Origin of the sequence: Sporosarcina sp. USHLN248 (genome assembly GCF_037144575.1) — a bacterium.
GTDB lineage: Bacteria > Bacillota > Bacilli > Bacillales_A > Planococcaceae > Sporosarcina > Sporosarcina contaminans.
The window spans coordinates 1-25,303 of sequence record NZ_JBBCZC010000031.1; the positions used below are offsets into that span (position 1 = coordinate 1).

At 40.4% G+C, this 25,303-nt stretch carries 28 protein-coding genes, 1 pseudogene and 1 other annotated feature; all 29 genes and pseudogenes read right to left on the reverse strand.

Annotated features, from left to right (window positions below):
* Positions 1–165: pseudogene (locus tag WFH04_RS12780) on the reverse strand (ISL3 family transposase); the annotation flags it as partial.
* A 181-nt stretch (positions 166–346) separates the two neighbouring features.
* The gene (rpmA, locus tag WFH04_RS12785; protein WP_336824442.1) at positions 347–637 is read right to left on the reverse strand and encodes a 50S ribosomal protein L27; all 291 of its coding nucleotides are present in this window, start codon (positions 635–637) and stop codon (positions 347–349) included.
* A gap of 12 nt (positions 638–649) precedes the next feature.
* Entirely contained in the window at positions 650–976 is a 327-nt protein-coding gene (locus WFH04_RS12790; RefSeq protein WP_336824443.1) for a ribosomal-processing cysteine protease Prp, read from the reverse strand.
* A 6-nt stretch (positions 977–982) separates the two neighbouring features.
* On the reverse strand, positions 983–1,291 hold the full coding sequence (rplU, locus tag WFH04_RS12795; RefSeq protein ID WP_336824444.1) for a 50S ribosomal protein L21: 309 nt from the start codon (positions 1,289–1,291) through the stop codon (positions 983–985).
* A gap of 13 nt (positions 1,292–1,304) precedes the next feature.
* Positions 1,305–1,378, reverse strand: a sequence feature (ribosomal protein L21 leader region).
* Between the two features lie 42 nt (positions 1,379–1,420).
* On the reverse strand, positions 1,421–2,032 hold the full coding sequence (locus WFH04_RS12800; protein WP_336824445.1) for a metalloprotease: 612 nt from the start codon (positions 2,030–2,032) through the stop codon (positions 1,421–1,423).
* Positions 2,029–2,580, reverse strand: a complete 552-nt coding sequence (locus WFH04_RS12805) for a peptidoglycan DD-metalloendopeptidase family protein (RefSeq protein WP_336824446.1) — start codon at positions 2,578–2,580, stop codon at positions 2,029–2,031. Before WFH04_RS12805 ends, WFH04_RS12800 begins: the two co-directional genes overlap by 4 nt.
* A gap of 169 nt (positions 2,581–2,749) precedes the next feature.
* Positions 2,750–3,547 (reverse strand): septum site-determining protein MinD, encoded by a 798-nt coding sequence (gene minD, locus WFH04_RS12810; RefSeq protein ID WP_336824447.1) that lies wholly within the window; start codon positions 3,545–3,547, stop codon positions 2,750–2,752.
* Between the two features lie 2 nt (positions 3,548–3,549).
* On the reverse strand, positions 3,550–4,221 hold the full coding sequence (minC, locus tag WFH04_RS12815) for a septum site-determining protein MinC (RefSeq protein WP_336824448.1): 672 nt from the start codon (positions 4,219–4,221) through the stop codon (positions 3,550–3,552).
* Between the two features lie 24 nt (positions 4,222–4,245).
* A complete protein-coding gene (gene mreD, locus WFH04_RS12820; RefSeq protein WP_336824449.1) occupies positions 4,246–4,764 on the reverse strand; it encodes a rod shape-determining protein MreD in 519 nt (172 codons plus the stop codon).
* Positions 4,761–5,654 carry a rod shape-determining protein MreC gene (gene mreC, locus WFH04_RS12825; protein WP_336824450.1) on the reverse strand — a complete coding sequence of 298 codons (894 nt, stop codon included), beginning with the start codon at positions 5,652–5,654 and terminating at the stop codon, positions 4,761–4,763. Before mreC ends, mreD begins: the two co-directional genes overlap by 4 nt.
* A 19-nt stretch (positions 5,655–5,673) precedes the next feature.
* Positions 5,674–6,690 (reverse strand): rod shape-determining protein, encoded by a 1,017-nt coding sequence (locus WFH04_RS12830; RefSeq protein ID WP_336824451.1) that lies wholly within the window; start codon positions 6,688–6,690, stop codon positions 5,674–5,676.
* A gap of 428 nt (positions 6,691–7,118) precedes the next feature.
* The gene (gene radC, locus WFH04_RS12835; protein ID WP_408020191.1) at positions 7,119–7,790 is read right to left on the reverse strand and encodes a RadC family protein; all 672 of its coding nucleotides are present in this window, start codon (positions 7,788–7,790) and stop codon (positions 7,119–7,121) included.
* Positions 7,791–7,806: 16 nt separating this feature from the next.
* On the reverse strand, positions 7,807–8,421 hold the full coding sequence (locus tag WFH04_RS12840; protein WP_336824452.1) for a Maf family protein: 615 nt from the start codon (positions 8,419–8,421) through the stop codon (positions 7,807–7,809).
* A gap of 98 nt (positions 8,422–8,519) precedes the next feature.
* Positions 8,520–9,200 (reverse strand): ABC transporter permease, encoded by a 681-nt coding sequence (locus tag WFH04_RS12845; protein WP_336824453.1) that lies wholly within the window; start codon positions 9,198–9,200, stop codon positions 8,520–8,522.
* Positions 9,201–9,288: 88 nt separating this feature from the next.
* Positions 9,289–10,044 (reverse strand): prepilin peptidase, encoded by a 756-nt coding sequence (locus tag WFH04_RS12850; protein ID WP_336824454.1) that lies wholly within the window; start codon positions 10,042–10,044, stop codon positions 9,289–9,291.
* Complete coding sequence (locus WFH04_RS12855) at positions 10,041–10,721, reverse strand: hypothetical protein (RefSeq protein ID WP_336824455.1); 681 nt, start codon at positions 10,719–10,721, stop codon at positions 10,041–10,043. Before WFH04_RS12855 ends, WFH04_RS12850 begins: the two co-directional genes overlap by 4 nt.
* Positions 10,714–11,322 (reverse strand): hypothetical protein, encoded by a 609-nt coding sequence (locus tag WFH04_RS12860; protein ID WP_336824456.1) that lies wholly within the window; start codon positions 11,320–11,322, stop codon positions 10,714–10,716. Before WFH04_RS12860 ends, WFH04_RS12855 begins: the two co-directional genes overlap by 8 nt.
* Positions 11,322–12,281: a type IV pilus biogenesis protein PilM gene (gene pilM / locus WFH04_RS12865; protein WP_336824457.1), complete on the reverse strand. Its 960-nt coding sequence runs from the start codon at positions 12,279–12,281 to the stop codon at positions 11,322–11,324. The genes WFH04_RS12860 and pilM overlap by 1 nt, the downstream gene beginning before the upstream one ends.
* Positions 12,282–12,293: 12 nt before the next feature.
* Positions 12,294–12,734 (reverse strand): prepilin-type N-terminal cleavage/methylation domain-containing protein, encoded by a 441-nt coding sequence (locus tag WFH04_RS12870; RefSeq protein ID WP_336824458.1) that lies wholly within the window; start codon positions 12,732–12,734, stop codon positions 12,294–12,296.
* Positions 12,735–12,854: 120 nt separating this feature from the next.
* Positions 12,855–14,066 carry a type II secretion system F family protein gene (locus WFH04_RS12875; RefSeq protein WP_336824459.1) on the reverse strand — a complete coding sequence of 404 codons (1,212 nt, stop codon included), beginning with the start codon at positions 14,064–14,066 and terminating at the stop codon, positions 12,855–12,857.
* A 2-nt stretch (positions 14,067–14,068) separates the two neighbouring features.
* Positions 14,069–15,106, reverse strand: coding sequence for a type IV pilus twitching motility protein PilT (locus WFH04_RS12880; RefSeq protein ID WP_336824460.1), 1,038 nt, complete (start codon positions 15,104–15,106; stop codon positions 14,069–14,071).
* A gap of 10 nt (positions 15,107–15,116) precedes the next feature.
* Positions 15,117–16,772 (reverse strand): GspE/PulE family protein, encoded by a 1,656-nt coding sequence (locus WFH04_RS12885; protein ID WP_336824461.1) that lies wholly within the window; start codon positions 16,770–16,772, stop codon positions 15,117–15,119.
* A 16-nt stretch (positions 16,773–16,788) separates the two neighbouring features.
* Positions 16,789–18,111, reverse strand: a complete 1,323-nt coding sequence (locus WFH04_RS12890; protein ID WP_336824462.1) for a VanW family protein — start codon at positions 18,109–18,111, stop codon at positions 16,789–16,791.
* Between the two features lie 23 nt (positions 18,112–18,134).
* The gene (locus tag WFH04_RS12895; RefSeq protein ID WP_336824463.1) at positions 18,135–19,349 is read right to left on the reverse strand and encodes a hypothetical protein; all 1,215 of its coding nucleotides are present in this window, start codon (positions 19,347–19,349) and stop codon (positions 18,135–18,137) included.
* A gap of 19 nt (positions 19,350–19,368) precedes the next feature.
* On the reverse strand, positions 19,369–19,800 hold the full coding sequence (locus WFH04_RS12900; RefSeq protein WP_336824464.1) for a prepilin-type N-terminal cleavage/methylation domain-containing protein: 432 nt from the start codon (positions 19,798–19,800) through the stop codon (positions 19,369–19,371).
* Between the two features lie 18 nt (positions 19,801–19,818).
* Positions 19,819–20,244, reverse strand: a complete 426-nt coding sequence (locus tag WFH04_RS12905) for a type IV pilus modification PilV family protein (protein ID WP_336824465.1) — start codon at positions 20,242–20,244, stop codon at positions 19,819–19,821.
* A 136-nt stretch (positions 20,245–20,380) separates the two neighbouring features.
* Positions 20,381–22,111, reverse strand: coding sequence for a sensor domain-containing diguanylate cyclase (locus WFH04_RS12910; protein WP_336824466.1), 1,731 nt, complete (start codon positions 22,109–22,111; stop codon positions 20,381–20,383).
* Positions 22,112–22,128: 17 nt separating this feature from the next.
* On the reverse strand, positions 22,129–23,835 hold the full coding sequence (locus WFH04_RS12915; protein ID WP_336824467.1) for a sensor domain-containing diguanylate cyclase: 1,707 nt from the start codon (positions 23,833–23,835) through the stop codon (positions 22,129–22,131).
* A 185-nt stretch (positions 23,836–24,020) separates the two neighbouring features.
* Positions 24,021–25,259, reverse strand: a complete 1,239-nt coding sequence (locus WFH04_RS12920) for a bifunctional folylpolyglutamate synthase/dihydrofolate synthase (protein ID WP_336824468.1) — start codon at positions 25,257–25,259, stop codon at positions 24,021–24,023.
* Positions 25,260–25,303 lie beyond the last annotated feature (44 nt).

Genomic DNA, 25,303 nt, shown 5'->3' on the forward strand with positions numbered 1-25,303 from the left:
CTTCTGAATGCGGTAGTCATGGATCTTCGTTGTCATTGCCCCACACTTAGGGCATTTGTGAGGCTGCCTCGGAAGCGAAACGTAAAGTGCGGTCCGCTCCCCAACCTCCTCTATCTTTTCAATGTTTACACCTTTTAATCCTGGAATATTCATGATAGAATTCATGTGCACGTATCACCTTTCGTTTACTTGTTTTCCGACAATTCAAGTATAAAAGAAATGGTGATTACGTGCTTTTTTTTGTTGAATTTGTGTGAATACCCCAACAAATATTATAGAACCCAAATAAACAGAAACAAAAAAGAGAGAACTGCAATTATTCATGCAGTCCTCTCCGGAAAGTCCATTAAGCTTCTTGAGCTTCTGGATATACGCTAACTTTTTTCTTGTCGCGGCCAAAACGTTCAAAACGAACAACGCCGTCAACTTTTGCGAAAAGTGTGTCGTCACCGCCGCGTCCAACGTTTTCACCTGGGTGAATTTTTGTTCCGCGTTGACGATAAAGGATAGAGCCACCAGTTACGAATTGTCCATCGGCGCGTTTTGCACCAAGACGTTTCGATTCGGAGTCACGGCCGTTCTTTGTAGAACCTACCCCTTTTTTCGATGCGAAAAACTGAAGATCCAAACGTAGCATGTATGCCACCTCCTACCTTTTAAATATAAGGTTTATATGTTGCCCGTAATCTTGTTCAATCGTCTGTAATGAAACAATCATCGCACGAACGATCAATTGAATTTCCGTGTCCTTTTCCGTTTCCGGGAGAACCACTTTCAAATAACCGCCGTCTGACCCCATATCGATATCAGGCGTTATGCCAGTCAAAGCAATAATCGCATTAACGGCTCCAAAGGAAACCGCTGATGCGCCTGCACAGACAAGGTCTTTCCCATGCTCGGCAAAGTCAGCGTGGCCCGTCATCTCAAATGAGCTGATACGGCCTGATGATTGTTCATTGATAATCATTTTGATCATGTCTGCTTACAGATTGATGCCTTCGATGACAACTTTAGTGTAAGGTTGACGATGACCTTGTTTTTTGTGGTAATTCTTTTTCGGCTTGTATTTGAAAACCGTGATTTTTTTGCCACGGCCATGCTTAACGATTTTACCTGTAACCGTTGCACCTTCCACGAATGGAGCGCCGACTTTCACGTCTTCTCCACCTACGAATAGAACTTTGTCGAATGTAACTGTTTCTTCAGCTTCACCAACTACTTTTTCAATGTAGATTTCTTGGCCTTGTTCGACTTTGATTTGTTTTCCGCCAGTTTCAATAATTGCGTACATACTTGCACCTCCTCTTTAGACTAAGACTCGCCTTCAAAGGTGATCCATTCGGATGCTTGTACCTTGTCAGTGCGGTTGTAGCACGGGTGCTACAAACAATAACATTAGAATATTACCACGGCAACTCTTTCACGTCAACCGATTTCTCATAAGATTTTCATACGCAAATTCATATTTTCGAAATCGAAATGCAACTATGTTTTGACTTAGCAGGAAAAGCGCCAACAATACGTATAGTAAAGATTGCGGGAGCCAGTAACCTATTATAATGATCACAGCAAGGAAAAATCCAATGGAAAAGAGATAATACGCAGAACGGATCCGATACGGATCATTGCTTTTTTCCATTAGCGCACAAATGGCTTGTCCACCGTCAAGCGGCAAAACAGGGAGTACATTCAAGCATAAAATAGCCATCTGTATTTGGACAACTTGATCATCCCCTACAAACGGAATCAGCTTAGCAGCCAAAAGGACAATTAAAGTTGCTATAGGACCTCCAATCGCGACGAAAAAACGGGCCTTTTTCGAATAAAGATACCGTTTTGCAATTCTCATCTCCCCTCCATAAGGCATAATGGTGACAGACCGCACAGACATTCCGTTTATGCGAGCTGCGATGATATGCCCCGCCTCATGGAGGAGTAGTGATATGAAAATGAGTGCGTAAAAAGCCAATCCACCAGTAAATGCTAAAAACAGGAAGAATGGCAATAATATTGGATGGAGACGGAACTTCATTGATTGCCATCCGAAAAATATGTGGATAGGAGCCCTGCATCCAAATTGACACCTTCACGCTTCACTTGCAAATAGATCGCTTCATCACTCATAAGAGCGAGCGTGTCCCCTTTTTTAACAGTCGAGTAAGGAAGCTTCTCAAAAGAGCCGACAAATCCGTACGTCACTTCATCTCCATTTTCATACATAACTGTGACGGTTTTCCCCGACTGTCTTGTAAAGCCCGTAAAAACAACGAGCCCGTCCCCTTGCGCTCTAATCGGCATGACATTCGTATATGAAAATAGGACGCCATCCATATACGGCTGCATAGATTCATATTCCGAAAATGGCATCTCTTCTACCGGATCGGCAGAAACCGCAATCGTGTCTTCATCTTTATCTCCTAACATAGAAGAGACCCATTTTTTCATGATGACAAAATCTTTCCCTGTCGTAATATATTGAGTCACTGGCTTCTTTACAATCCCCCGCTCTTCTAACTTAGCGAAGCTGAATACCGCAAGCACTAAAAAGAAAGCAGCTACCCACTTCGTTTTCCATTTCACCCCGCCACACCACCTTTTTTCTCAGTATATGACGGGAGAGGACCGAATATTATGGGCGATTGCCATACAAAATGGACAATGTTTGGGCAAATATGCATTGGGGCTCTCTTAAACTAATAGCTTCATATAAAAAATCGTCCGGAAATTTTTCCGAACGATGTGCTATCCTTTATTTTGCAAACAATGATTTCAACTTTCCAAAGAATCCTACCTTTCCCGCATCCAATGACATGAGCGGGACGGATTCACCCAAAATTCTTCGGGCAATATTGCGATAACCAATTGCAGCTGGATTGGACGGATCCATTACGACCGGTTCGCCCTTATTCGATGAAGAGATTACATTCTCGTCATCTAAGACGATCCCTAATAAGTCGATGGATAAATGTGTCGTAATTTCATTGACATCTAATGCGTCTCCATTGGATAATAGCTGAGCTTTAATGCGGTTAATAATCAATTTCGGCGGCTCGATGTCCTCTTGTTCCAACAGACCAATAATCCGATCCGCGTCCCGGACTGCTGAAATTTCCGGTGTCGTTACGACGATTGCGCGGTCAGCGCCAGCAACCGCATTTTTATAGCCTTGCTCGATTCCCGCTGGACAATCGATTAGGATGTAGTCATAGTCCCTTTTCAGCTCCGTAATCAAATCTTTCATTTCTTCTGGATTGACAGCATTTTTATCCGACGTTTGAGCAGCCGGCAATAAAAACAAACCATCTTCAAACCGTTTATCCTTCACTAACGCCTGATGAATTTTGCATCTGCCTGCAACGACATCGACAAGGTCATAGATGATGCGGTTTTCGAGCCCTAAAATGACATCCAGGTTACGAAGGCCAATATCGGTATCCACCAAGCACACTTTTTTACCTTGCAATGCCAAAGCGGTCCCTAAATTCGCAGAAGTCGTCGTTTTTCCGACGCCTCCCTTGCCCGATGTAATTACGATTGCTTCACCCATACCTATCTCCCTCCTTTGAATGTTGACAAATGTGGCCGGAGAATCCGAAGTTCCTGCAAGCGATCGATAGCGATGAACCCGTTCGGATGGATATAGGCGCATTCCATTTCCGGTTGTTCGGCAAGGATCGTCAGTTCATCCGTCATCGTTTCCATCTTATCCGCAATCATCAAATGGGTCGCTTCCAAGAAGGAAGCAGCGATGACCGCTTCTTCATTTCCTTCTGCTCCTGCATGGGCAATTCCTTTTAACCTGCCCAAAACGTATATATTACCAGCTGCGACAACCCGCCCGTTCGGATTGACGTCACCAATTACGACGAGGTCACCTTCCGCTTCCACCACTTGACCGGAACGGACGATGCCGATAAATGTTTCAGATTGATTTTCAACGACTCTCCGATTGCATTCTTCAATCGTGATCACTTCACTCTGAATCTTTGAAACTCGTAAATGCGGCGACTCATGCACCACATTCATAATTTCCTTCAATTCTTCTTCGTTGCAATAACGGTTTCCAATATGGATTTTCACTTCTGCGATTCCATCCAGACTGTTTTCGTTCACCTTGTTACGGAGTTCCGCAATCATGTCCGAATACGCGCATTTATCATCAAGTTTAAGGACAAGTCCGTCCTTTGTACCTTTAATTATTACATATTGCTGTTTCGCCATTTGCGTCCCCCACAGTTCCCACCATTATGACACGGCTTTTTGCAATCCGCTTTTATCGATAAGCGACTTGAATAGATAGCCGAACATACCGACAAAAATGGAATTGGCAATCATCGTCGGCATTAGCCTGCTTACAACAAACTCTTCAAAGCCGATCGTTGTTAATGAAATCAAACTCGCGAATAAATACGATAACATTTCTAAGACAATGATCAAACATAATGACAACATCATCACCACTAAAATGTGGCGGTGAATCTGCCGAATGATCAATACAGCAAGATAACATAACGCGGGATATAAAAACGTATATACTCCAATAATATCAATGTGATACATATCATACAAGAGTCCAAGCACGATTCCATAGATAATGGCACGTCGCCTGCTATAATATACCGCGATGAAAATCAAGTAGACGATGACAAATCGCGGCACTAACGTATACTGTACTCCTGCGATTGAAATAGGAGAGAAAAGACTAAAAACCGGTTCGAGGAAAAATAATATGACAGCAATAAGAGGGATAATGAATCGAATCATGATTCATCCTCCCCCTCATCGTCTTCGGCGACCACTCCATCAGTGCCGCTCGTAACAGTCGTTGTCCGTTCTGCTACCATGACATGGTCTAACATGCCGAAATCCGCTGCCGGCTTGATATAGGCTAATTTTGTCAGCCCGAAATCATCGGTTGAAACTTCAGTCACTTCACCGATCAGCAGGCCTTTCGGGAAAATGCCTCCCAATCCGGAAGATTCAACTTTTTGCCCTACTTCAACTTCAAAGTTTGAATCGATCCGTTTCATGATCAATTCTCCTCTTTCAGTATCGTACCCTTCAATTAATCCGAAAACTGCTTCTTTCCCCGGGATAACAGCTGCTACACGAAAATTCTTATTTTCTGTCGAAAGAAGTTCAACAGTGGATGTCGTTTTTGATACAAGTACTACTTTTCCGATAAGACCGTCCGCTGTAATGACTGCCATATTCAATTCGACACCAGCAATTGACCCTTTATCAATGACAAGCTTCTCTTCCCATTGATCAGGGTTTCGTGAAATAACTGTTGCGTGTATCGGATTGTAATTGCGTAAATTCTCTTCTTTGCCGATAATGGCACGCAGCCGATCATTTTCCACCTTTACATCTGTCAATTCCGTCTGGGTTGAAGCGTATTCCTTCAATCTCGCTTTTAAATGTTTATTTTCTTCGTATGTATTCAAAATACCGTCGATTTTATCCAAAGTGCCGGTAATATAACGTGCCGGCTTCGAGAAGATAGACTGTCCGAAGCCGACTACGTCTTTTACAATCTGTTCCGGCAAGTTGGCATGTTGCCGATCACGCAGAGAGAAGGAAATCAATGCCACAAGGACAATCACGCCCACAAGCAATAAAATCAATCGTTTATTCGAAAAAAAACGTGGCATTGCCCAAGTCCTCCCTCATTTACCTAACTTGCATCTTTTTAATCACTTCAAAATTATCAAGCGCTTTACCTGTTCCAATTGCGACACAATCAAGCGGATCTTCAGCTATGAAAACAGGCATATTCGTTTCATCAGAAATCACTTTATCCAAATTTTGCAGAAGCGCACCGCCACCAGTTAAAACGATTCCACGTTCCATAACGTCAGCGGAAAGTTCGGGTGGTGTAGCTTCCAATGTCTTTTTAACGCCTTCAATAATTTGGGAAATGGATTCTTTTAACGCTTCAACAATTTCATCCGAAGAAACTTCCAATGTTTTTGGCAATCCAGTTAATAAATCACGGCCTCTAATTTCCATCTTCTCCGCTTTGTTTGAAACTTTCGCGGAACCAATTTCAATTTTAATCGCTTCAGCCGTACGTTCACCGATTGTCAAATTATACATTTTTCGTATGTAGCTAATAATTGCTCCATCCATGGAGTCTCCACCGACGCGGATTGATTCGCTCGTTACGATGCCACCGAGAGAAATTACCGCAACTTCTGTCGTACCCCCACCAATATCGACGACCATGCTACCAGTAGGTTCCCATACCGGTAAATTCGCACCAATTGCTGCAGCAAACGGCTCTTCAATCGTAAATGCGTCTTTCGCTCCTGCTTGTCGAGCAGCGTCAATTACCGCGCGTTGTTCAACAGAAGTAATGCCAAAAGGTACACAAATCATGACATTCGGCTTTTTCCAAGCACTGCCGGCAGCTTTTGTCGCTTCTTTCATATAGTGCTCGATCATCGCTGTCGTAATTTCAAAATCTGCGATCACTCCATCTTTCATCGGACGTGTAGCCACGATAGATCCCGGAGTCCGGCCAATCATATTTTTCGCAGCGCTTCCGACAGCTACGATTTCATTTGTCACAGTGTTTTTAGCAACTACGGAAGGTTCCCTTAAAACAATTCCTTTCCCTTTAATAAACACTAATGTATTTGCTGTGCCGAGGTCGATCCCGACATCTCTTGAACCTAATCCAAACAAATTTGTTCTTCCTTTCTTCATAACCGCATGTATTGGTTTTTTATCAAAATGCCTCAGCGCAATTGCATCCAGATTTTTCGAGATAGCTCTTTCTCAGTCCTTCATCCTTCGATTTTATTTCCATAAAGGCAAAAGGCTCTCTGTTAACAAGCCATCTACCATAAAGGACGTCCTTTGACCGACGTTGTTGCAGGATGCGATGATTTTAATCGGCCAACGTCTATCAAGGATAAGCGGAATTCTACTCTCGTCTAAAAATCTTTGACGTACGCTTGAAGCTTTACCTAAATTCAGCCGATGGATGAGCTTACAATAAATGACAAGATCTTCGCATCTATCCGACCAGTTATGGCATATTATGGTCATCTGCTGGATTCAGATAAAATCATACAACACATTATAACGGATTGAAGAACAAAATCACAGTGTCACATATACCCTTTCTCTTTTAAACTGATGAATCGATGGTCACCGATAATAATATGATCCAATAAATCGATGCCGATAATTGACCCAGCTTCAACCAGTCTCTTCGTCACATCTATGTCTTCTGGAGAAGGGGAAGGATTGCCACTCGGATGATTGTGTGCGGCTATTATTGACGCGGCCGAACGCTTCACTGCCTCGCGATAGATTTCCCTCGGATGAACGATAGAAGAATTCAAGCTGCCGATGAAAATTGTTTGCTTATGAAGCACTTCATTTTTGACGTTCAAAAAAAGTACAACGAAATGTTCTTGTAATAAAGATGACATATCTGTCATCAAAAAAGCAGCGACATCTTCTGGGGATTTTATGACATATCTTCCCTCAGAATGTTTTCTATACAATCTTTTTCCAATCTCTACAGCTGCCAAAATTTGGACAGCCTTTGCTTGTCCAACACCTTTGACCGACATCATTTCCTCCAATGTCGCATCTTTCAAATCTTGAATTTTATCAAACGATTGTAAAATGCGATTGGCTAACATCAACACAGATTCTTCCTTCGTTCCTGTACGCAGCAAAATCGCGATCAATTCCTGGTTAGATAGGCTGTCCGCACCTTGCCTAATCAGTCTTTCACGAGGCCTGTCCGCCAGATGGACATCACGGATCATCATTTTCGGTCTCATTTCAGTTGTCAAGGATCGTCTCACCGTCCTTCAGCTCAATCAATCCCTCTTTGCGCAATACTTCAGTCAGCTTTGCTATCGGCAACCCTACAACCGTTTGATAATCTCCCGTAATAGAATCTACGAATAACGCTCCCGCGGTTTGAATACCATATCCCCCAGCCTTATCCATCGGGTCTCCAGATGCAATATATCCTCGAATTAATTCCTCATCCAAGTCCCGAAAAGTTACATCCGTTTTATTATAAAAGGTAATTTTCTCCCGGTCGTTGATGATCGCAACACCGGTATATACAGAATGAGTCTTGCCCGAAAACTCTTTAAGAAATTGTTCTGCTTCTTCCTCCGTTGCAGGCTTTGGATAAACCTTTCTGTCAAAAACGACAATTGTATCCGCCCCGATAACGATTGATTCCCTATATTTATTTGCAACCGCTCTCGCTTTCTTTTCAGCTAATCCCATTACATATTCCGGGTATCGGTCGGCAGTTAATGCAATGTTTTCATCCACCTGACTGTGTACGACATCAAATGGAATTCCGATGAGAGAGAGCAGCTCCTTCCTCCTTGGAGAAGATGAAGCTAAAATAAGCGGCTTTTTTATCGTAAATTTCATAAAGTGAACCTCCTTTTTCTCAATATCATACTGAAAAAAAGAGGCAATGAAAATTTTCAGCAATCCGAGATAATTCAATTTCACCTCGATAACAGCTGTTAAAATTTAATTTTCGCACAGTTGTCCGTATGTGAATAGTGAGAAAGAAGCTGTAAGCGAACGATGCGTAAATCTGTCGAAAAAGCCGTCACAGCAAGCAAATGTTCCTTAAACGCAGCTATTTTTTTATCCTCATCACCTTCCCCTATGGAAGATGCTAAATTTTTAATTTGGGAAATGTCCGTCTCCGCCAAAGCTGCCTTTAGCTTTCCCGCACCCGTAGCCGTGCAAGCGGATGTATCCGCAACGAAAGGCTTGCGGAAAGTCCCTTCGTATTCACTTACTTCGATTTCATCCTCCGTAAGACCGACTGCACTCCAAACGAAATATTGCCCTTCAGCTTGGATGACAGCTGCCTTAGAAAGTGTCGGATCTTCCGCAACAAAAGCTGATGCCGATTCAGCAGTAGAAAACACTCCGTGCTGCTTTGCGAACAAACGAATACTTTCGGCAGGATTTTCACTGTCCACCGGAGGCGGGCCGCTCGTCGGTGTCTCCACATGGCCAGCCGAATCATCAGCCTTCGGAATTTCTTTTTGCATTGAAGCCGTTTCATCTTCTTTACCACTCGAAAATACCAATACAGTGCCGACAACCGCAACTGCAGCTATCCCGATAATGACGCCATGGAGCATCGCCATCAATACGGTCATCTTAGAATATTTCTTCCGAAAGTTCATGTCCAACACCCCGTTTTTAGTAACCTTAACAAAACGGGCATGAAAAAGAACAAGACGTCTGTCGCCTTGTCCCATAAAAGTTATCGACTTAAAAGAAGAATTGCTGATACCATTCGACAAACTGTCTACCCCAAAAATAGGAAAGGATAGCCGCAATTGAAATTGAAGGGCCAAAAGGGATTGGCGTCTTTCTGCCTTTGCCGGAACGTTTTACGATGATCATTCCCGCGATCCCCCCTATCAATGACGCTAAAAATAATGTCAATAATGTTTGGATCGTGCCCAACACAAGCCCAATAACGAAAAATAACTTTATATCTCCGCCACCCATGCCACCTTTTGATAGGACAGCAATTAGATAAAGGATTCCAAAACCAACCGCAGCGCCTAAAATACTATCATAAAAAGGGTTAAGAGGGATAACAATCCTTAATAGCAGAAATACAATCGCAAAAGGCAATAGCACTTTATCTGGAATAATCATATAGGAAACATCCGACACCGAAATAATGATTAATAAAGATATAAATAAAATCGAGACGAGCAGTTCCCATTGGAAACCAAAATAGACATAGGTGTATGCAAATAGCACTCCAGTAATGAATTCAAAAAATGGATAGATCGGACTGATTTTCAATCCGCATCCTCCGCATCTCCCTCTTAAGAACAAATAGGAGAATACAGGAATCAAATCCTTTACAGACAGTCTTCTATTGCAATGTGGACAATGGGATGGCGGCGACACAATTGATTGCTTCATTGGCACACGCAAGCCTACAACGTTGAAAAAGGACCCAAAAAGGAGACCGTATAGAAAAAATATTATCATCCAAACGATATTCAATGCACGTCACCATCTTTAATAACATTATACGGAGTCGGATCTATCTTCTCCGCAGGATGTGGTGCATCCACCTTAGGAGAATCTTGTTCTAAATTAATTAAATCCGGACGATAAAAGGCTTGAAAAGAAATGGTTAGATCCATAGGCTTATCGATCTTTTCCAAAGAACTTTGTTCTTCGGTCAATCGAAATTCAATCGCACTGACAACGAAAATCCGTTCCATTGATTCCATTTCCTCGATAAAACGATCAATTTTTGCGTAATCATCTGAACGTACTACGACTTCAGCTATTAGTTGCTTAACATTTTTCGCTTCTTCTGGCAAATCGACTGCTATCGGCTCATCCACTGTGAAATTTATTTCCTGTATAATTAGATCCGATTTAACTTCCGCTTTTCCGATTTGAAGCGCAACTAGCTCTTCAAGCGGCTTTACCGGAATTTGCTGTTGCAAGAGCCGAGAACTTTCAAAGTCTTTCGGTTGCTTTTGCGCCGATTGTCGCTGAAGCGCAAACAATATATCGCGTTCATTCACAACAGCTTGTTGTACAAGCTCATTTTCGGATTTCGCCGGTGAGTAAAGCTTAAAGTAAGAGAACAGTACTATAGATAGAAGGAAAAGAGCCGAGAAAACAACTAAGAATTGTTCCTTCTGCCTTTTCGATAATTTATTCATCGGAATCCTCCTCAACCACTGCCGCTTCCGTTTGCTCGATCTTCCGATCATCCTTGAAGTCGATTAAATAGACAGCTTCATAGCGTGGGAGAATGGTAGACGACATTTGTACGTCTTCTTCCAATTGCACAGCTGTGACCGATTGCAACTCCGTTTTTTCTATTAAAGAAGACTTTTTCAGTCTTGAAGCGTAATAAGCAGCCTCTGAATAATTATCGAATTGTACGATCACTTCTGCCTGATGCGGAGCTTGGAATGTAAATGAAACAAAAAATCCTCTTTCAGGAAGAAGAGCGATTGTTTCACGTAATAAAGGCAATGTAAAAAAGCGGTAAGATTCTGCCCATCCGACTGTATCCGAAAGTGCTGAAATATCATTCACTGAATTTGATAAATTCATTCGTTCCTTCAAATCCTGCTGTTCTTTTTGTATCGTTTGCAGTTGCATATTAAGCTTATCTGTATTTTTTTGTACTTGATATGTAAGGAGAAAGAAGCTTGACGCCATAAGGATAGCAACGCAAAGTAAAATGACTGCTACAACGAAAAGCACCGAACGTTCCTTTTCCTTTTCCGGCAACAAATTAATATCAACAAGCATTATCGCACCTCTTTCAAAGAAAGCCCGATTGTCCGATTGAAGGAAGCGGACAACTGTTGCCGTCCATCTGCTGTACGAGCAGGTTCTTTCATAAGACTGCCGGCTTCGATCGTAAACCGATCTTGTATTAAGGCAGAAAGCTCATCCATTTGACTATAGTCACCGTTCAATAATAGGCGAGTAACCGATGCTGCCCCATTATGCATATTGTATCGATAAAAATTAATTAATTTCTCAAGCTCTGACACGATAGCTGAGGGCGTTGCAACATCAGCTTCCGTATCACCTTCAACAACAATGGCTATATTAGCGGATTGCCCCAAATCAACAGGCCTCATGAATAATGGGTAATGTTTGTGAAAAATAGATACCGTCATGCTATTCCCTTTTAAATCAGCAATCATGACGTGTTCGTCTTCAGTAAAAGCATAGGATTGATAAGACAGCCGATAAAGTGAAAGCGGTCCGATATCCGCTACGACCGGATGTAATTTTACGGATTTCAGAACATCTTCGTATTGATCAATAATACTTTCCTTGGAAGCAATCAAAATCGCTTCTTTTTCATCTACAGAAGGGACATAAGGCACAACATCGAAAACGGGATCTTCAAAAGGCAAGTAAATCGATGAACCAATTTCAATAAAAAAATGACCTTTTAACTCATCCTCTTGAATCTCATTCGGATACGGAACTTTTCGTATGATCACATATGTATCAGGAGCTAAGAATTGGACATCGCGCCTTACGATGCCCCATTCTTTCACAACTCCTTCTAAAATTACCGTCAGAGTCTCCGCATCAACGATTTTCCCCTCTACGACCGTATTCGGAGGAAGAGATACCTCTTCTGCAATGTCGATGACGAGCGGCTCCGCTGACTTCAACCGGACATAACGGATTGCGTCTTCTTCAATTGTCAATGATGCCGGACGTTTGCGGCGGTTGAAAAAAGGCATGTTGTTGGCTCCTTATCGTGTTACAGATACATTTTCTCCGCCATTTTTAACATCAGCAACAGAAATATTAGCATTGGTGGCACTACTAAACTCTACCTTAACGTCACCGTTAGCAGCAGTTCCAGAAATCGTATTACCGCCATCAACTTTTGTTATTGTGGCAGCAGTTCCGCCTTCAGCTGCAAATCCACCCGCATCCTCTAAAAAACCATCTTCCAATAAGGTTTCCATCGTAACAGTTGTTTCCTTCGAATTTTCAACAAAATACATATTTGCCGCAGCTAATACACTTTGACCATCAGCCTTTAAGGCATTTACTTTTGAGTTCGTTATAATGTTTCCAATTGACGGAATAGCAATTGCAGCAATAATCCCTAAAATGACAATAACTGCTAAAAGCTCTACTAATGTTAACCCTTTTTCATTTTTCAATCTTTGCAATAATTTTCTCATTTCAATTCCTCCCCATTTTATCAAATGTCTTTCTACTATTTAAGAATACCAAACTCCTACAGCATATGGAACTATTAACCTATATTAAATTTATTTTGATTACTTTTCTACAATATATGACTACAAATTATCTATTTCCGCAAAAATAGTAAACATAGGAAGTAGAATTGATAGGACTATAGTGCCTACAAATCCCGCAAGTAAAATAATCATCACCGGCTCAATGAGAGCCTTCAATCGATCCGTTGATGCCTCTACTTCTTTTTCATAAAAATCAGCTACTTTTGACAGCATTGAATCAAGCGATCCTGTTTGTTCTCCGATTGCAATCATATGTGGAATTAGTGGTGGGAACGCCCAATGATTTGTCATAGGCTCTGTCAATGACCCTCCCGCCTCCAATGAACGTCTTGATTGTGCAATTACTCTTGAAATCACTTCGTTTTCTACGACTTTTTCAGTCATTGATAACGCCTGTAAAATCGGAACGGAACTTGAAAAAAGGGAACTAAGTGTACGAGTCAATGTTGATAAAGCAGACTTTTTTACAATATCTCCAAATATCGGTAAACGCATAATGAAAGTATCAAGTAAATATTTTCCTTCTTTATTGCTCTTTAACATAATAATCCCGATGACAATTGCTGCACCAATGAGTAAAACGATGTACCAATAAGCAACCATAAAGTTACTTGCTATCAGAACAAATTGTGTAAGCCACGGTAATTCTCCACCAACACTTTCAAACAACCCGACAAACATCGGGACTATAAACGTCAGCAAAAATAGGACAACCCCAATTGCAACAATGCCAACAATAATCGGATAAGAAAGCGCAGAAACTACTTTCTGCTTCGTCATATGAGATTTCTCATAATGCTCGGCAAGCCTATCCAATGAATCATCAACCGTTCCTGACAGTTCTCCAGCACGGATCATGTTAATAACCAATGGCTCGAAAGCTTTCGGATGTTTTTGTAATGCATCGGAAAGTGTACCGCCGCTTCTCAAGTCATCCCCAACTGTCACTAATATTGTTCGGAATGGTTTAGACTCCACTTGATAAGAAAGAATTTGTATTGACTCTACAATAGTCACGCCAGCTCTAAGCAAAGTAGAAAATTGTCGTAAAAACATAATGAATTGCGGTCTTTTAAAAGGTTTGCCAATATGAATTTCTTTCGTCATGACCGTTTCTTGCTGTTCCTTTAAATCCGTCACCCGAATTCCTTGTTTTTTTAACTTTAACGCCGCTTCTCTCTTATTTGCGGCGACAATAAAACCTTTACGTTTTGATTTTGCGTCGCGGCCTTCATATTTAAATCGAGCCATCGCTATTCATCACCTTCAAGATAAGGCTTTGCCTCTTCATATGATATCGATCCTGCATCCAAAAGCTGTTTCACGGATGTCGCCATCATATGCATTCCAGTCGCGCGATTCGTCTGGATGACATTCGGGATTTGATGGACTTTCTCTGAACGTATGAGATTTGCGATTGCTGCATTGTTGATCATGAGCTCTGTTGCAGCTTTTCTACCACGGCGATCGGCAGTCGAAAATAAGCGTTGCGATAATACTGCAGTTAATACACCTGCCAACTGAACACGGATTTGCGCTTGTTGACCGTGTGGAAATACATCAATAATCCGATCAATCGTTGAGGCCGCACTCCATGTATGCAATGTCGCCAATACTAAATGGCCGGTTTCCGCTGCAGTAATCGCAGTCGAAATCGTTTCAAGATCGCGCATCTCTCCTACTAAGATGACGTCAGGATCTTGGCGCAAAGAAGCGCGTAGCCCATCCGCAAATGATCTTGTATCGAAACCGACTTCACGTTGGTCAATGATGGACAACCCATGATCATGCACATACTCAATCGGATCTTCCAGCGTGATAATATGCTTCCTCATCGTTTCATTCATATATTTAATCATAGCTGCCAAAGTCGTCGATTTCCCAGAACCGGTAGGGCCGGTTACTAAAATGAGTCCTTGAGGCGTTTGAGATAGGGTTTTCAATACATTTGGAACTTGTAAATCATCGATCGTTGGAACCTCTGCAGGGATTGTTCTAAATGCCAAGGAAACATGCCCTCGTTGCTGAAAGGTGTTCACCCTAAAACGTGCAATTTTCTCTAATTCAAAAGAATAATCAATTTGCCCTTTCTCTTTGAATTCGTTTAAAAGTTTTTCAGGAATCGTTAACTTTGCAATTTCTTCCGTATCGCTTGCTTTCATCGGATGATCTCCGTATCGCTTCAAATCGCCGTGAATCCTAAACACAGGCGGCACACCGACTGTAAGGTGTATATCAGATGCATTCAGTTCATACGCTTTCGTTAATATGTCCGTAATCGATTCATTCATTGAGATGCTCCTATTCAATAAGCGCTACACGCAGCACTTCTTCAGTAGTCGTAATGCCTTGCTGTACTTTTTCTAATCCGTCATCTATTAAAAAAATCATACCATTGCGGACGGCTATTTCACGCAGTTGAGCAGGTGTTCCATGATTGTTAATCACTTCACGCATTTCATCATTCATGACGAGCACTTCATGGATTGCTACTCTGCCCCTGTATCCAGTCATATTGCATGCCGCGCAGCCTGGACCTCTAACGACTGTATCGATGTCTTTGCTACGCTTCCCGAATAGTTCTTTTTCTCGATTGGAAGCAGGCATCGGTTTTCCACAATCCCGGCACACTCTTCTTATAAGTCTCTGTGCAACAACAGCATTAACCGACGCAGTCAATAAGAATGGTTCCACTCCCATATCAATCAGACGAGTGATGGAAGCGATCGAGTCATTTGTATGAATCGTGCTCAACACTAAATGCCCCGTTAAGGAAGCTCGAATAGCAATTTCAACCGTCTCTCTATCGCGAATTTCTCCAACCATGACAATATCCGGATCTTGTCGCAAAATGGAACGCAAACCAGCCGCGAAAGTCAATCCAACTTGAGGGTTCACTTGAATTTGATTTACACCTTCTAGCTGATATTCAACCGGATCTTCAACGGTAATAATATTGACCTCTTCCATATTTAACCTGTTCAAAGCCGCATACAAAGTCGATGATTTCCCAGACCCAGTAGGACCCGATATTAGAACGATGCCATTCGGTCGTTCAATCTCTTTTATGAAACGTGATAGATTTAGCGAGCTGAACCCCAATTTCGTCAAATCATTCAATGAACTGCTTAAATCCAATATCCGCATGACGACTTTCTCACCGTATACAGTCGGTAAAGTAGAAACGCGAAGATCAATCGGCCTAAAATCAATTGTTACTTTTATGCGCCCGTCTTGAGGAATCCGGTGTTCTGTAATATCTAAATTGGATAAGATTTTTATACGTGCAGTCAACATAGATTGCATATGCTTCGGCAAAAAACGTTCAGTTTTCAGCATTCCATCTACTCGAAAGCGGATCGCTACTTGGTGCTCTTGTGGATCAATATGAATATCACTCGCTTTTTGTGTAATTGCAGATGAGAGCACTTGATTGACAAGGCGGACGATCGGCGAGTCAAGATCAGTCAACTCTTGTTGTTCAGCTGCCTCCTCCGGCTTTTCTATGAAGAAATCCTCCAATAAGTCATCATCATAGTATTTGGAGATAGTCCGCAATATATCATCTTTCGAGGCGATTGCCGCTTCAATATGAAATCCTGTCGACAAGCGCAAATCATCTATTGCCAAATAATCCATTGGGTCCGACATGGCAACGAATAACTTATCGCCTTCTGTCTTCAATGGAACAATTAAACTTCGTTTGGCAAACTCCTTTGGCACAATATTGAACAGCTTCGGATCGAATGGATAGCGGAACAAATTGACGTGTGGAATGCCTAACTGGAACTCCAACACTTCAATAAGCTGCTGTTCGGTAATATATCCCCTTTGCAATAGTGCGTCTCCCAATTTCTGTTCACGCGGCTTTTCATCTAACGCAGTTGTTAACTGCTCATCATCAATCAATCCAGATTCAACAAGTAAATCTCCTAAACGCTTTCTCGTAGACACCATTTAGATCCCTCCTTATCTATTTTCCTTTAATAGGAAGCCCGCTTTTATCGTAAATGGCTTGTCCTTCTATTATTTCATTTTCTGGAGAATTCATATTTCTGTTGCTTGACGAATCATTGTTTTCCATGAGTTTTCCATTCATCTCATTTTGATTCGTATTGGCTCCTTCACGATCTTCACCTTGATTTTGCAGTTCCTGTGAAAGTGAAGTAGAAGCTGTTTTATTTGTTAATGGATGTAATTCAATCCGCGGTACTGGTGGATAATAATCTTTCGAGACATTTTCTGTCCTAACAACTTCATCATTTAATATAATATTTCGGTCAACAACAAACTCAGCACCTTCGCGTCCCTCATTTGCAACGACTGTATGTCCTTCATTGACAAATGCACTAAATTGCTTCACGGAACGCGGTTTGTATGATGTAAATTCAGATATATATGGGACATAAGAATAGTAAAACGCGGGGCCGTTAATCGTAATTTTTATCGAATCTGACATTTTATCAGTTCGGAATCGATAACTTGTTTTATTCGGATTTTCAAACGTAAAATCTAGCCCTAACGACTGGTTCATCGCTGCCTCAAATCCACCTTCAACAAAGGGCGTCAATGAGGAGCGCGTATGCCGCTCCAAAATTGTAAAATTCGTTTGCAGCACAGCTTGATAAACGACAGATGAAAGGATTGACATTTCATCATCGGATAACTCAATACCATCCAGCACTTCCATCATGGATATCGTTTCAAATGGGCCTACCTCTAATCCATCGATCCTATCGAATGCATTATTCAGCTGCTGAGAGACTCTATCCACTGGAAAGTTGAAAGAATAAATTTCCGATAATGGCAGTTCAGTTTCCTCCAAGTAATCGATTACCTGAACTGCTACTGGCATAATGCCTGTTTCCATCTCTTTTTCGATGGCTGCAGCAATCTTTTCAATCGACGCAGTCGATGGATGAATGATTGGAAGCTGTTGTGCCAACAAAGTCGTTAGCCCATTGACAGACACATCCGCTTTAATAGGATTATCTATACCAGATTGTGCTTGTTTTACTGTTTCGCGAACATTTAACTCAAGTAGTTCAACTGGTACATGAACGACTGTATCGACATACAATAAGGCAACTTGCGCCTTTTCGGTCATTTCCACAAAATTATCGGTGAGTTTTGCGATTGCTTCTGCTTCGGTTAACCCCGAAACATTAAAAGGACCGATAAAAGTGTGATCAGAAAAATGTTTACCGAATCGGAAATCGGAAGCGAAAGCCGCGGTAGATAGCATTATTAAAAATAAAATAGAAAACAGACCTATCCATAATGTCCTTCGGTTCAAACCTGCCACCTCCGCTGTGAATTTTAATCGTACTTAACGTCAATTATAGTCGGCTTTATCCACTTAATGGATTGCTCGTTCGGTAAATTACATCTATCCCATACATCCGCCTCACTATTTGCCTGTATGATTTCGCCATCTCCTCGAATTCCTCCAAAAGCAACGAAGCTTCCCCAGTGAACTAATTTGCTTCCTTTCTCAACAATTAGTTGTTTATCCACTGTCAAAGAGCCCGTTATACAGACCATTGAATTTTTGCTAACGTTTAAATGCCCATTCAAGTGAGCCGAACCTAAAATTAGCATATTGGATTTTTCCATATCTGTATTGCTTGTAATCGATGCTGTTCCATGAATTCTTAAAGTGGAATTTTCTATACCGTTCATGTTTTTTGCTTGAAACGTCCCATCTATATTCAAATCGCTATTTATGATTTTATTTAAATTTGACACTTTCAAATCTGTTTTTGAATAAATAGTAGAATCATAAACTCGCAAATTCCCATTATCAATACTAAGTCCATTCGGGAAATAGACAGTTGATTGTTGAATGAGTTGATAGTCGTTATTTTTAATTCCCTTACACGTTGTGCTTTCTACTTTTTTTCCTTTGCAATCAGGGGCAGCTGTCGAATCGGGGTATAAATCACGCATATTGGGTGGAACGACAGACGTTCCATCCCCTGTTGCTTCAGATGATTGACTATAGTCCGGTATATTAAAGGATTGTTGAAATGAAATCTTTTTGGATGAAACCTTCCGATTCTCTTCTTGTATGCCTTCTATCTCACCCTCAAAAACAATTTCTCGATCTGAACGACTAGAAAATGAATAGCGAACAAGTCGAAATTCGTAAGGCTCAATGATTTTAATAGCATTTCCCGTTCCAATATGACGTTGTATAGCATCCTCTAAATAAAATGAAAGCTTCGTCATCATTTGCTCATGAATTTCCTCATAATTCACTGCTTGTCCTTTTGGGGTCGAGGCAATGAATTGCTTTACCAAGTTATCCATCTCTTCTTCACGACTACTAAATTCGTTATTCAACACGATCTTTGTATAATCAATTCCTGCCTCTGCCGCCATTACTGTTAAATGACTTTCATCTGCACGTCGTTCCTGTTGGGCATTGCCAATTGAACCTCGTAAAAAGACAGCTGAGCTCGACATTATGAGGACTATTAAAAACAAAACTATCAAAAGGACATAACCATGTTCATTGTTTAGCTTTTTCATTTTACATCCTCCAAATCACCTACTGTACTCCATACCTTGATAAAGTTGTCGAGATCTCTATTGTTAACTTCTCATTATTACGATCTTTAATAGTTAATGTGAACGGAAGTTTTGCATTTGTCTTTTTCGCATCAATACTCCCCTTCAAAAATGTTGTTTCACGATAATTGTAACCCTCGCTAATGATTCGTTTTGAAATCGGACCGTTACAGTTTTTCAGTTCGATTTGTGTATCGTTTATCTCAACTTCATATTGATCACATTGCCGATGAATCCTTTGAAACTCAGCAATTACGTAATTTGCTTCCTGTTGCAATTTGAGCTTTTTCGTTTCCGATACATTGTGTTTCATACTTGTAAGAACAGTAGTCCAAATAAGCAAGATTAGTAGAGAAGATAGCGCAAGGACTGCAAGGACTTCTACTAAGGAGAATCCTTTTTGATTTTTCATAAGCCCGTCGCCCTTTCCTTAATTAATAATTTCAATAAATCCAAATGTCCCACTGACCACTTTATCGTCTTTTGCAATATTTATTTGGATGACATGTAGATTTGATTCATTAGAGGTAGCTCCAGCCTGCAAGGAAGGGGTTTTTGCTATTCTATATTCTACAACGCCTAATTCATTACTTTCTTTTTTCACCCACTCATCGTTTTCAACTTCATAACCATTTTCCTGAGAAAACTCATCATATGTATATACATGTTGAATAGTTTCCAGTAAATTTCTCGCTTCATTCATTGCTTCTAACTTTGTACTTGTTTTCATATTAAAACTTGTCATTTGAGGAAATACTGTCATGAAGCCGATGAAAACAATGCCTAAAATAACGAGAGATGTTAATACTTCCACAAGCGTCATCCCTCTTTCTTCCAAATGTTTCATGTGTCTCATGTATTTAGTACCCCTCTTTCTTTGACAAATCTACATAACTATTACTTAAAGCATACAGAAAACCGAAATACTAATCAACCATTCTCGTTTGATAGTTATAAAGTCATAAACTAAAAAAGACCGGTTTCCCGGTCTGCTAATTAATTGTCACTTGGGTATTCTCCTCTACATATATTCCAACTTTATTTCGACCTGCCTGCTTGCCACCTATATAGAGTGCACGGTCTGCATTACGCATAAGCTCTTTGCCGTTTGATGCATCTTCCGGAAAAGTTGCTACTCCTGCGCTTATTGTCATTTGCACAACTGTCGGCTCTTTAGCTTCACCAAGATCAGGCATAATGACAAAGTTTGATTGTTCTACTGTTCTTCTAATTTCTTCCGCCATTTCGATCGCTTCATCTTTCGAATAGTTAGGAAGAAGCAAAACAAATTCTTCCCCGCCATATCTCGCTAATGTAATATCATCTGTTTGATAGTCTCTCAATAAATTCGCGAAAGCGATGAGCAAGTCATTGCCGCTCTGGTGTCCATACGAATCATTTATCCCTTTGAATAGATCGATATCTAAAATGATCACTGACAACGAATTGATTTCATTCGTATGGAAACGAATCACTTCTTCATTTAATTTTTCTTCTAAGAATCGAAAATTATGCAAATTCGTAAGTCCGCACCGAATGCTTTTCTCGACTGTCCGTTCATAATATCTTGCTTTTTCAACAGCTACAGCAAAATACCCAGCTAAAAGCGTCACAATCTCCCCTTGAATGTCTGTAAATCCAAATTTCTCAGTGGATGTCAAAATAAGAAAGCCTTCTGTTTTACGATTTCTTTTAATCGGAGCTGTAAGCACACTTTCTACGGATGGAGCAAATTGATATCCTTTCAACGAAGCGATGCTTTTCTTATTTACATATAACTTCGTTTCATCCATATTCAAACCATCTTTATCAGTTTTCTTCATCGGAAATGAAAAGCGATTGGTCTCACTTACTCGAAATTTGCCTTCAATGGCAGTTAACAGCTTTAAATTTTCTCCAATCCGCAAATCCACTATGTATGCACTTTCATATGGGACGACATTTCTTAATTTCCCAGTAAAAGTTTGTAGCACATCATCTACTAGAAGCTGATCAGACAATTGATGGCCAATTGCGGCAGCCGAAGATAACACGTCTTGCAATTGATCGGATTTCAAAAATTTTCTCGTAACAAGAAGAACGATTAGGAATGGGATCCCTATAAGGAAAAATGCTTTATTGCCATATAACTGCAAAAGCAAACAAAAAGAAATAGCGAAAGGCAATAGCAACATGGAAGAGATATAATCCCAACGTGCAGCTTTTCGAAAATCCGTTGTTTTCAGCTTTCTAAACTTAAAGTATAAAAATAATAATAGCGAATTGATGATGGAATAAAGAGAAGCATAGATGAAGCCTGTCAACGCAAAAAGTCCAATGTTTTCAAATAGCGGCGTGCCACCTACTAAATAATAGACAGAGCCGCTAACGAGTGAAACAATTGCAAAGATGATGGAGTTTACACTGAAACGGAAGACTTTGCTTAAATTTGTAGTTTGAGTAAACAATAATACAAGCATTGCAACTTGCATAAAAATCATTTCGGCGAGAATGCCATAATTAAAAAACACAGTGAAGATGACCCATCTCTCCAACGTAATCGTTACGTTGTCAAAAGCAATCGGCAACATCATAATGGCGATTAGTATAAGAAGATTGATAGACAAATTGACATAATCCATCTGTCCAGTGGGAAAGAAATGAAAGGCCATGACGAATGAGATTGGAACGACTGCAACCCAAAGAGCATATACTTGCCATTTTTGTGTCTTTGTCACTTTCATTTTATCCCCCCTGCTTTTTATTTTACATATTCAGCGACACGATCCCTGCCAGCTTGCTTTGCTCCGAGATAAAGCGCCCTGTCTGCATTGCGCAATAAAGTCATCGCTTCATCAGTATCCACTGGCGCATTGGAAACACCGATGCTTACTGTAATAAACACTTCGATGGGTCCTCTTTCCGAAAAAAGGTCGGGAGTGACTTTGAATGGATGGTGTTTAATCTTCTTACGAAAATCTTCAGCAAAAGCAAAAGCCTTCTCTTTTGTAAAACCAGGTAAAATAAATACGAATTCTTCTCCGCCATACCTGCCGACCGTTCCATTTTCAGGCAGAACATTTTCAAGGATTCGACTTAATTCATAGAGGATGTCATTTCCACTTTGATGTCCGTATGAATCATTGACACTTTTAAAATGATCGACATCTACTATAACAACCGATAATGTATCAATATTTCCTTTTTCCATTCGACTGATTTCCGCTTGCAATTGCTCTTCCAAATACCGATAGTTATATAATTTTGTCAAAGCACAGCGTTCACTTCTTAACAGTACTTCTTGCATATATTTGGCCTTTTCAGTCGATACAATATAGTAAGAACCTAACAAATCTAAAATTCTTAATTGGAAATCCTTAAACTGGGACTTCTTCTTAGATCCTAAAAGTAAAATACCTTCAATTTTATTGTTATGTGTAATCGGGATGCATAAAATGCTCTCCATTTCATCTGGCGCCAAACCTGTAGCCACTTTTTCCCAGTCTCTTCTTTTGGAATAAATAATCGGATCATTTTTTTCAAAGACTAAACCTGCGACTCCTTCACCGATGTGAATCGTGTATTCTTGTTCAACAAACCTCTTTCGATTATAAAACTTTGACAATTCTAAGTGATATTCATGATTATCAAATAGGAACACAAAGTCTGCATTGAATAATTCGCTCGTCTTTTTAATGAAATGTTCCGTAACTTGTTCTCCATTATTCATAATGGAAAGCTCTACTCCAATATCGCCTGCTTTTTTTATAAGATGATTCACTTTTTCCGAACGTCCATGAAGTCGAATAATGAGTAACGTACTAAAAAATGGAAGCCCTAATAATAAGAATGCGCTTACACCAATTATATTTAATAAAGCATAAAATGTAAGCGCCAATGGCAATACTAAAATGGCTGTTGCATATTCATAGATAATATCCTTTATAGAAAATGGGGATCTTTTTCGAATCACCTTCATATACATTTTAATCAGTTCAAAATTGACAAAAGTATAGAGAAGACGATAAATTGTCGCACATATAAGGACGAGCCAAAATGACATTGAACCTGTTTGTCCGCCTATAAAATAAAATGCGATGGCGGACAATACAGAGAGGATAAACATCATCGTAGAGTTAAAAAACAGCCTATGGATATTTCGCTGGTTGCTTCGAATTGAAAAAATTGCCGCAACAATGGCCAATTGCATAACGACCGCTTCCACGGCTACACCATACAATAAAAATGCAGGCAAAGTCACCCACATCACTAATGATACTGGTTGTCCATTTAGCTTAATCGGAAACAGGACCGTCAAAAATGAAAAGATGATAAACAAGAAAAGATATGCCAAATTAACATCTTCTGGCCAATAATTACTTAACAAGTATAAAAGCCCCGGTGGCACTATGAGTAGCCAAACTATGAAATGGGCTATAGTGGACAGCTTATTCTTCGACAACTGCAAATGCATCCACTCCTAACTACAAACAATGGGATAAAGTGAGTGGGAATGTTACAGCCCACTGATTGTGATGATCCAATCGTGCATTTTACCGCCGGTTTTTATAACGAAATGTTATGTACTCTATTCGTTTTAAAGGTAGCTTATAAGGTGGGTTAAAATGGAACTACTTCCAATGCCCAATTTTCCTATAATTCTAATCTTATATGAGTATGGTTCAAAAGTCCAGCTAAAAGATATAGTGAACCTGCAACTATTTTCTTCTTTCCGTTGATTGTTTTTAGGATGATAGTTTCATCATTTGATATTTCCGCTCTTTTCACTGGATGATTACAGCAAGCTAATAGCATTTCCGTTGAAGCTGCTGAAGGATGAGAAAATGGTAAAAAAGTAAATGATGAAGCCACTGGAATCAGTTCATCCAATGTAGCTCTTATATCTTTAGTTGATAGCATTCCAATGACAAAATCCACTTTTTCGCCAGGAAATTCTTTCCGAATTGTCTCTGCTAATACTTTTGCCGCTGCAGGATTATGTGCACCATCCAAAAAGATATTCGGCGCGACTTCTTGAAAGCGGAAAGGCAATTGCGCCTGTTCAACTGCTTTCACAATTTTATCGTTTTGTAGCGGAACATTTGCCGACAGCAATGCTTGAATTGCAACCGCACAATTCATCCCTTGATGCGGGCCCTTCATCCTTCTATTTTGCAAAGGTATTTGCCTGCTACCACTGAATATTTCCGTTTCATCCATGCACATTTTAAAATCTGTGCCATACAACAGCAAATTACTTTGTTCCAAAAATGCTTTCTTTCTTATAACCTCTTCTGCCTCCCTCGGCAATTCTCCTGCAATTACAGGAACAGTCTCTTTTATTATTCCAGCTTTATGCTTTGCAATTTCACGAATCGTATTACCTAAAAACGATTCATGATCCTTTGCGATTGTAGTAATAACTGAAACAATTGGCGTAACGACATTTGTACTATCCAAAGTACCGCCCATTCCACATTCTAACAATACATAATCCGGTTTATTGCGCTCAAATGCTACGAAAGCAGCCACTGTCAGCAATTCGAAATCAGTTAATAGTCCACTTACCCCCGCCTCTTTCATCTTTTCAAAAGAACGCTCCATTTCCTCCTGGCGAATAGGTCTACCATCGAAGCGTATTTGGTCGTGCACATCATACAACGCAGGAGAAGAAAAAACACCTGTTTTATACCCATGCTCTTTCAACATCGCTTCCATGAAAGCAATTGTTGAGCCTTTGCCGTTTGTGCCAGCAACGTGGATGATGCGAAGATCCTTTTCCGGGTTACCCGCCTTTTCCAAAGCCTTTCGCATGCTATCCAAACCAGGTTTTATTACACTAACACTATCTATTTGAAAGCGCTCTTTATAGTCATTCAATTTAGGAATCAAAATGTCCACTCCTTATGTTAAAATCAGCTTAGGTAATTATATCA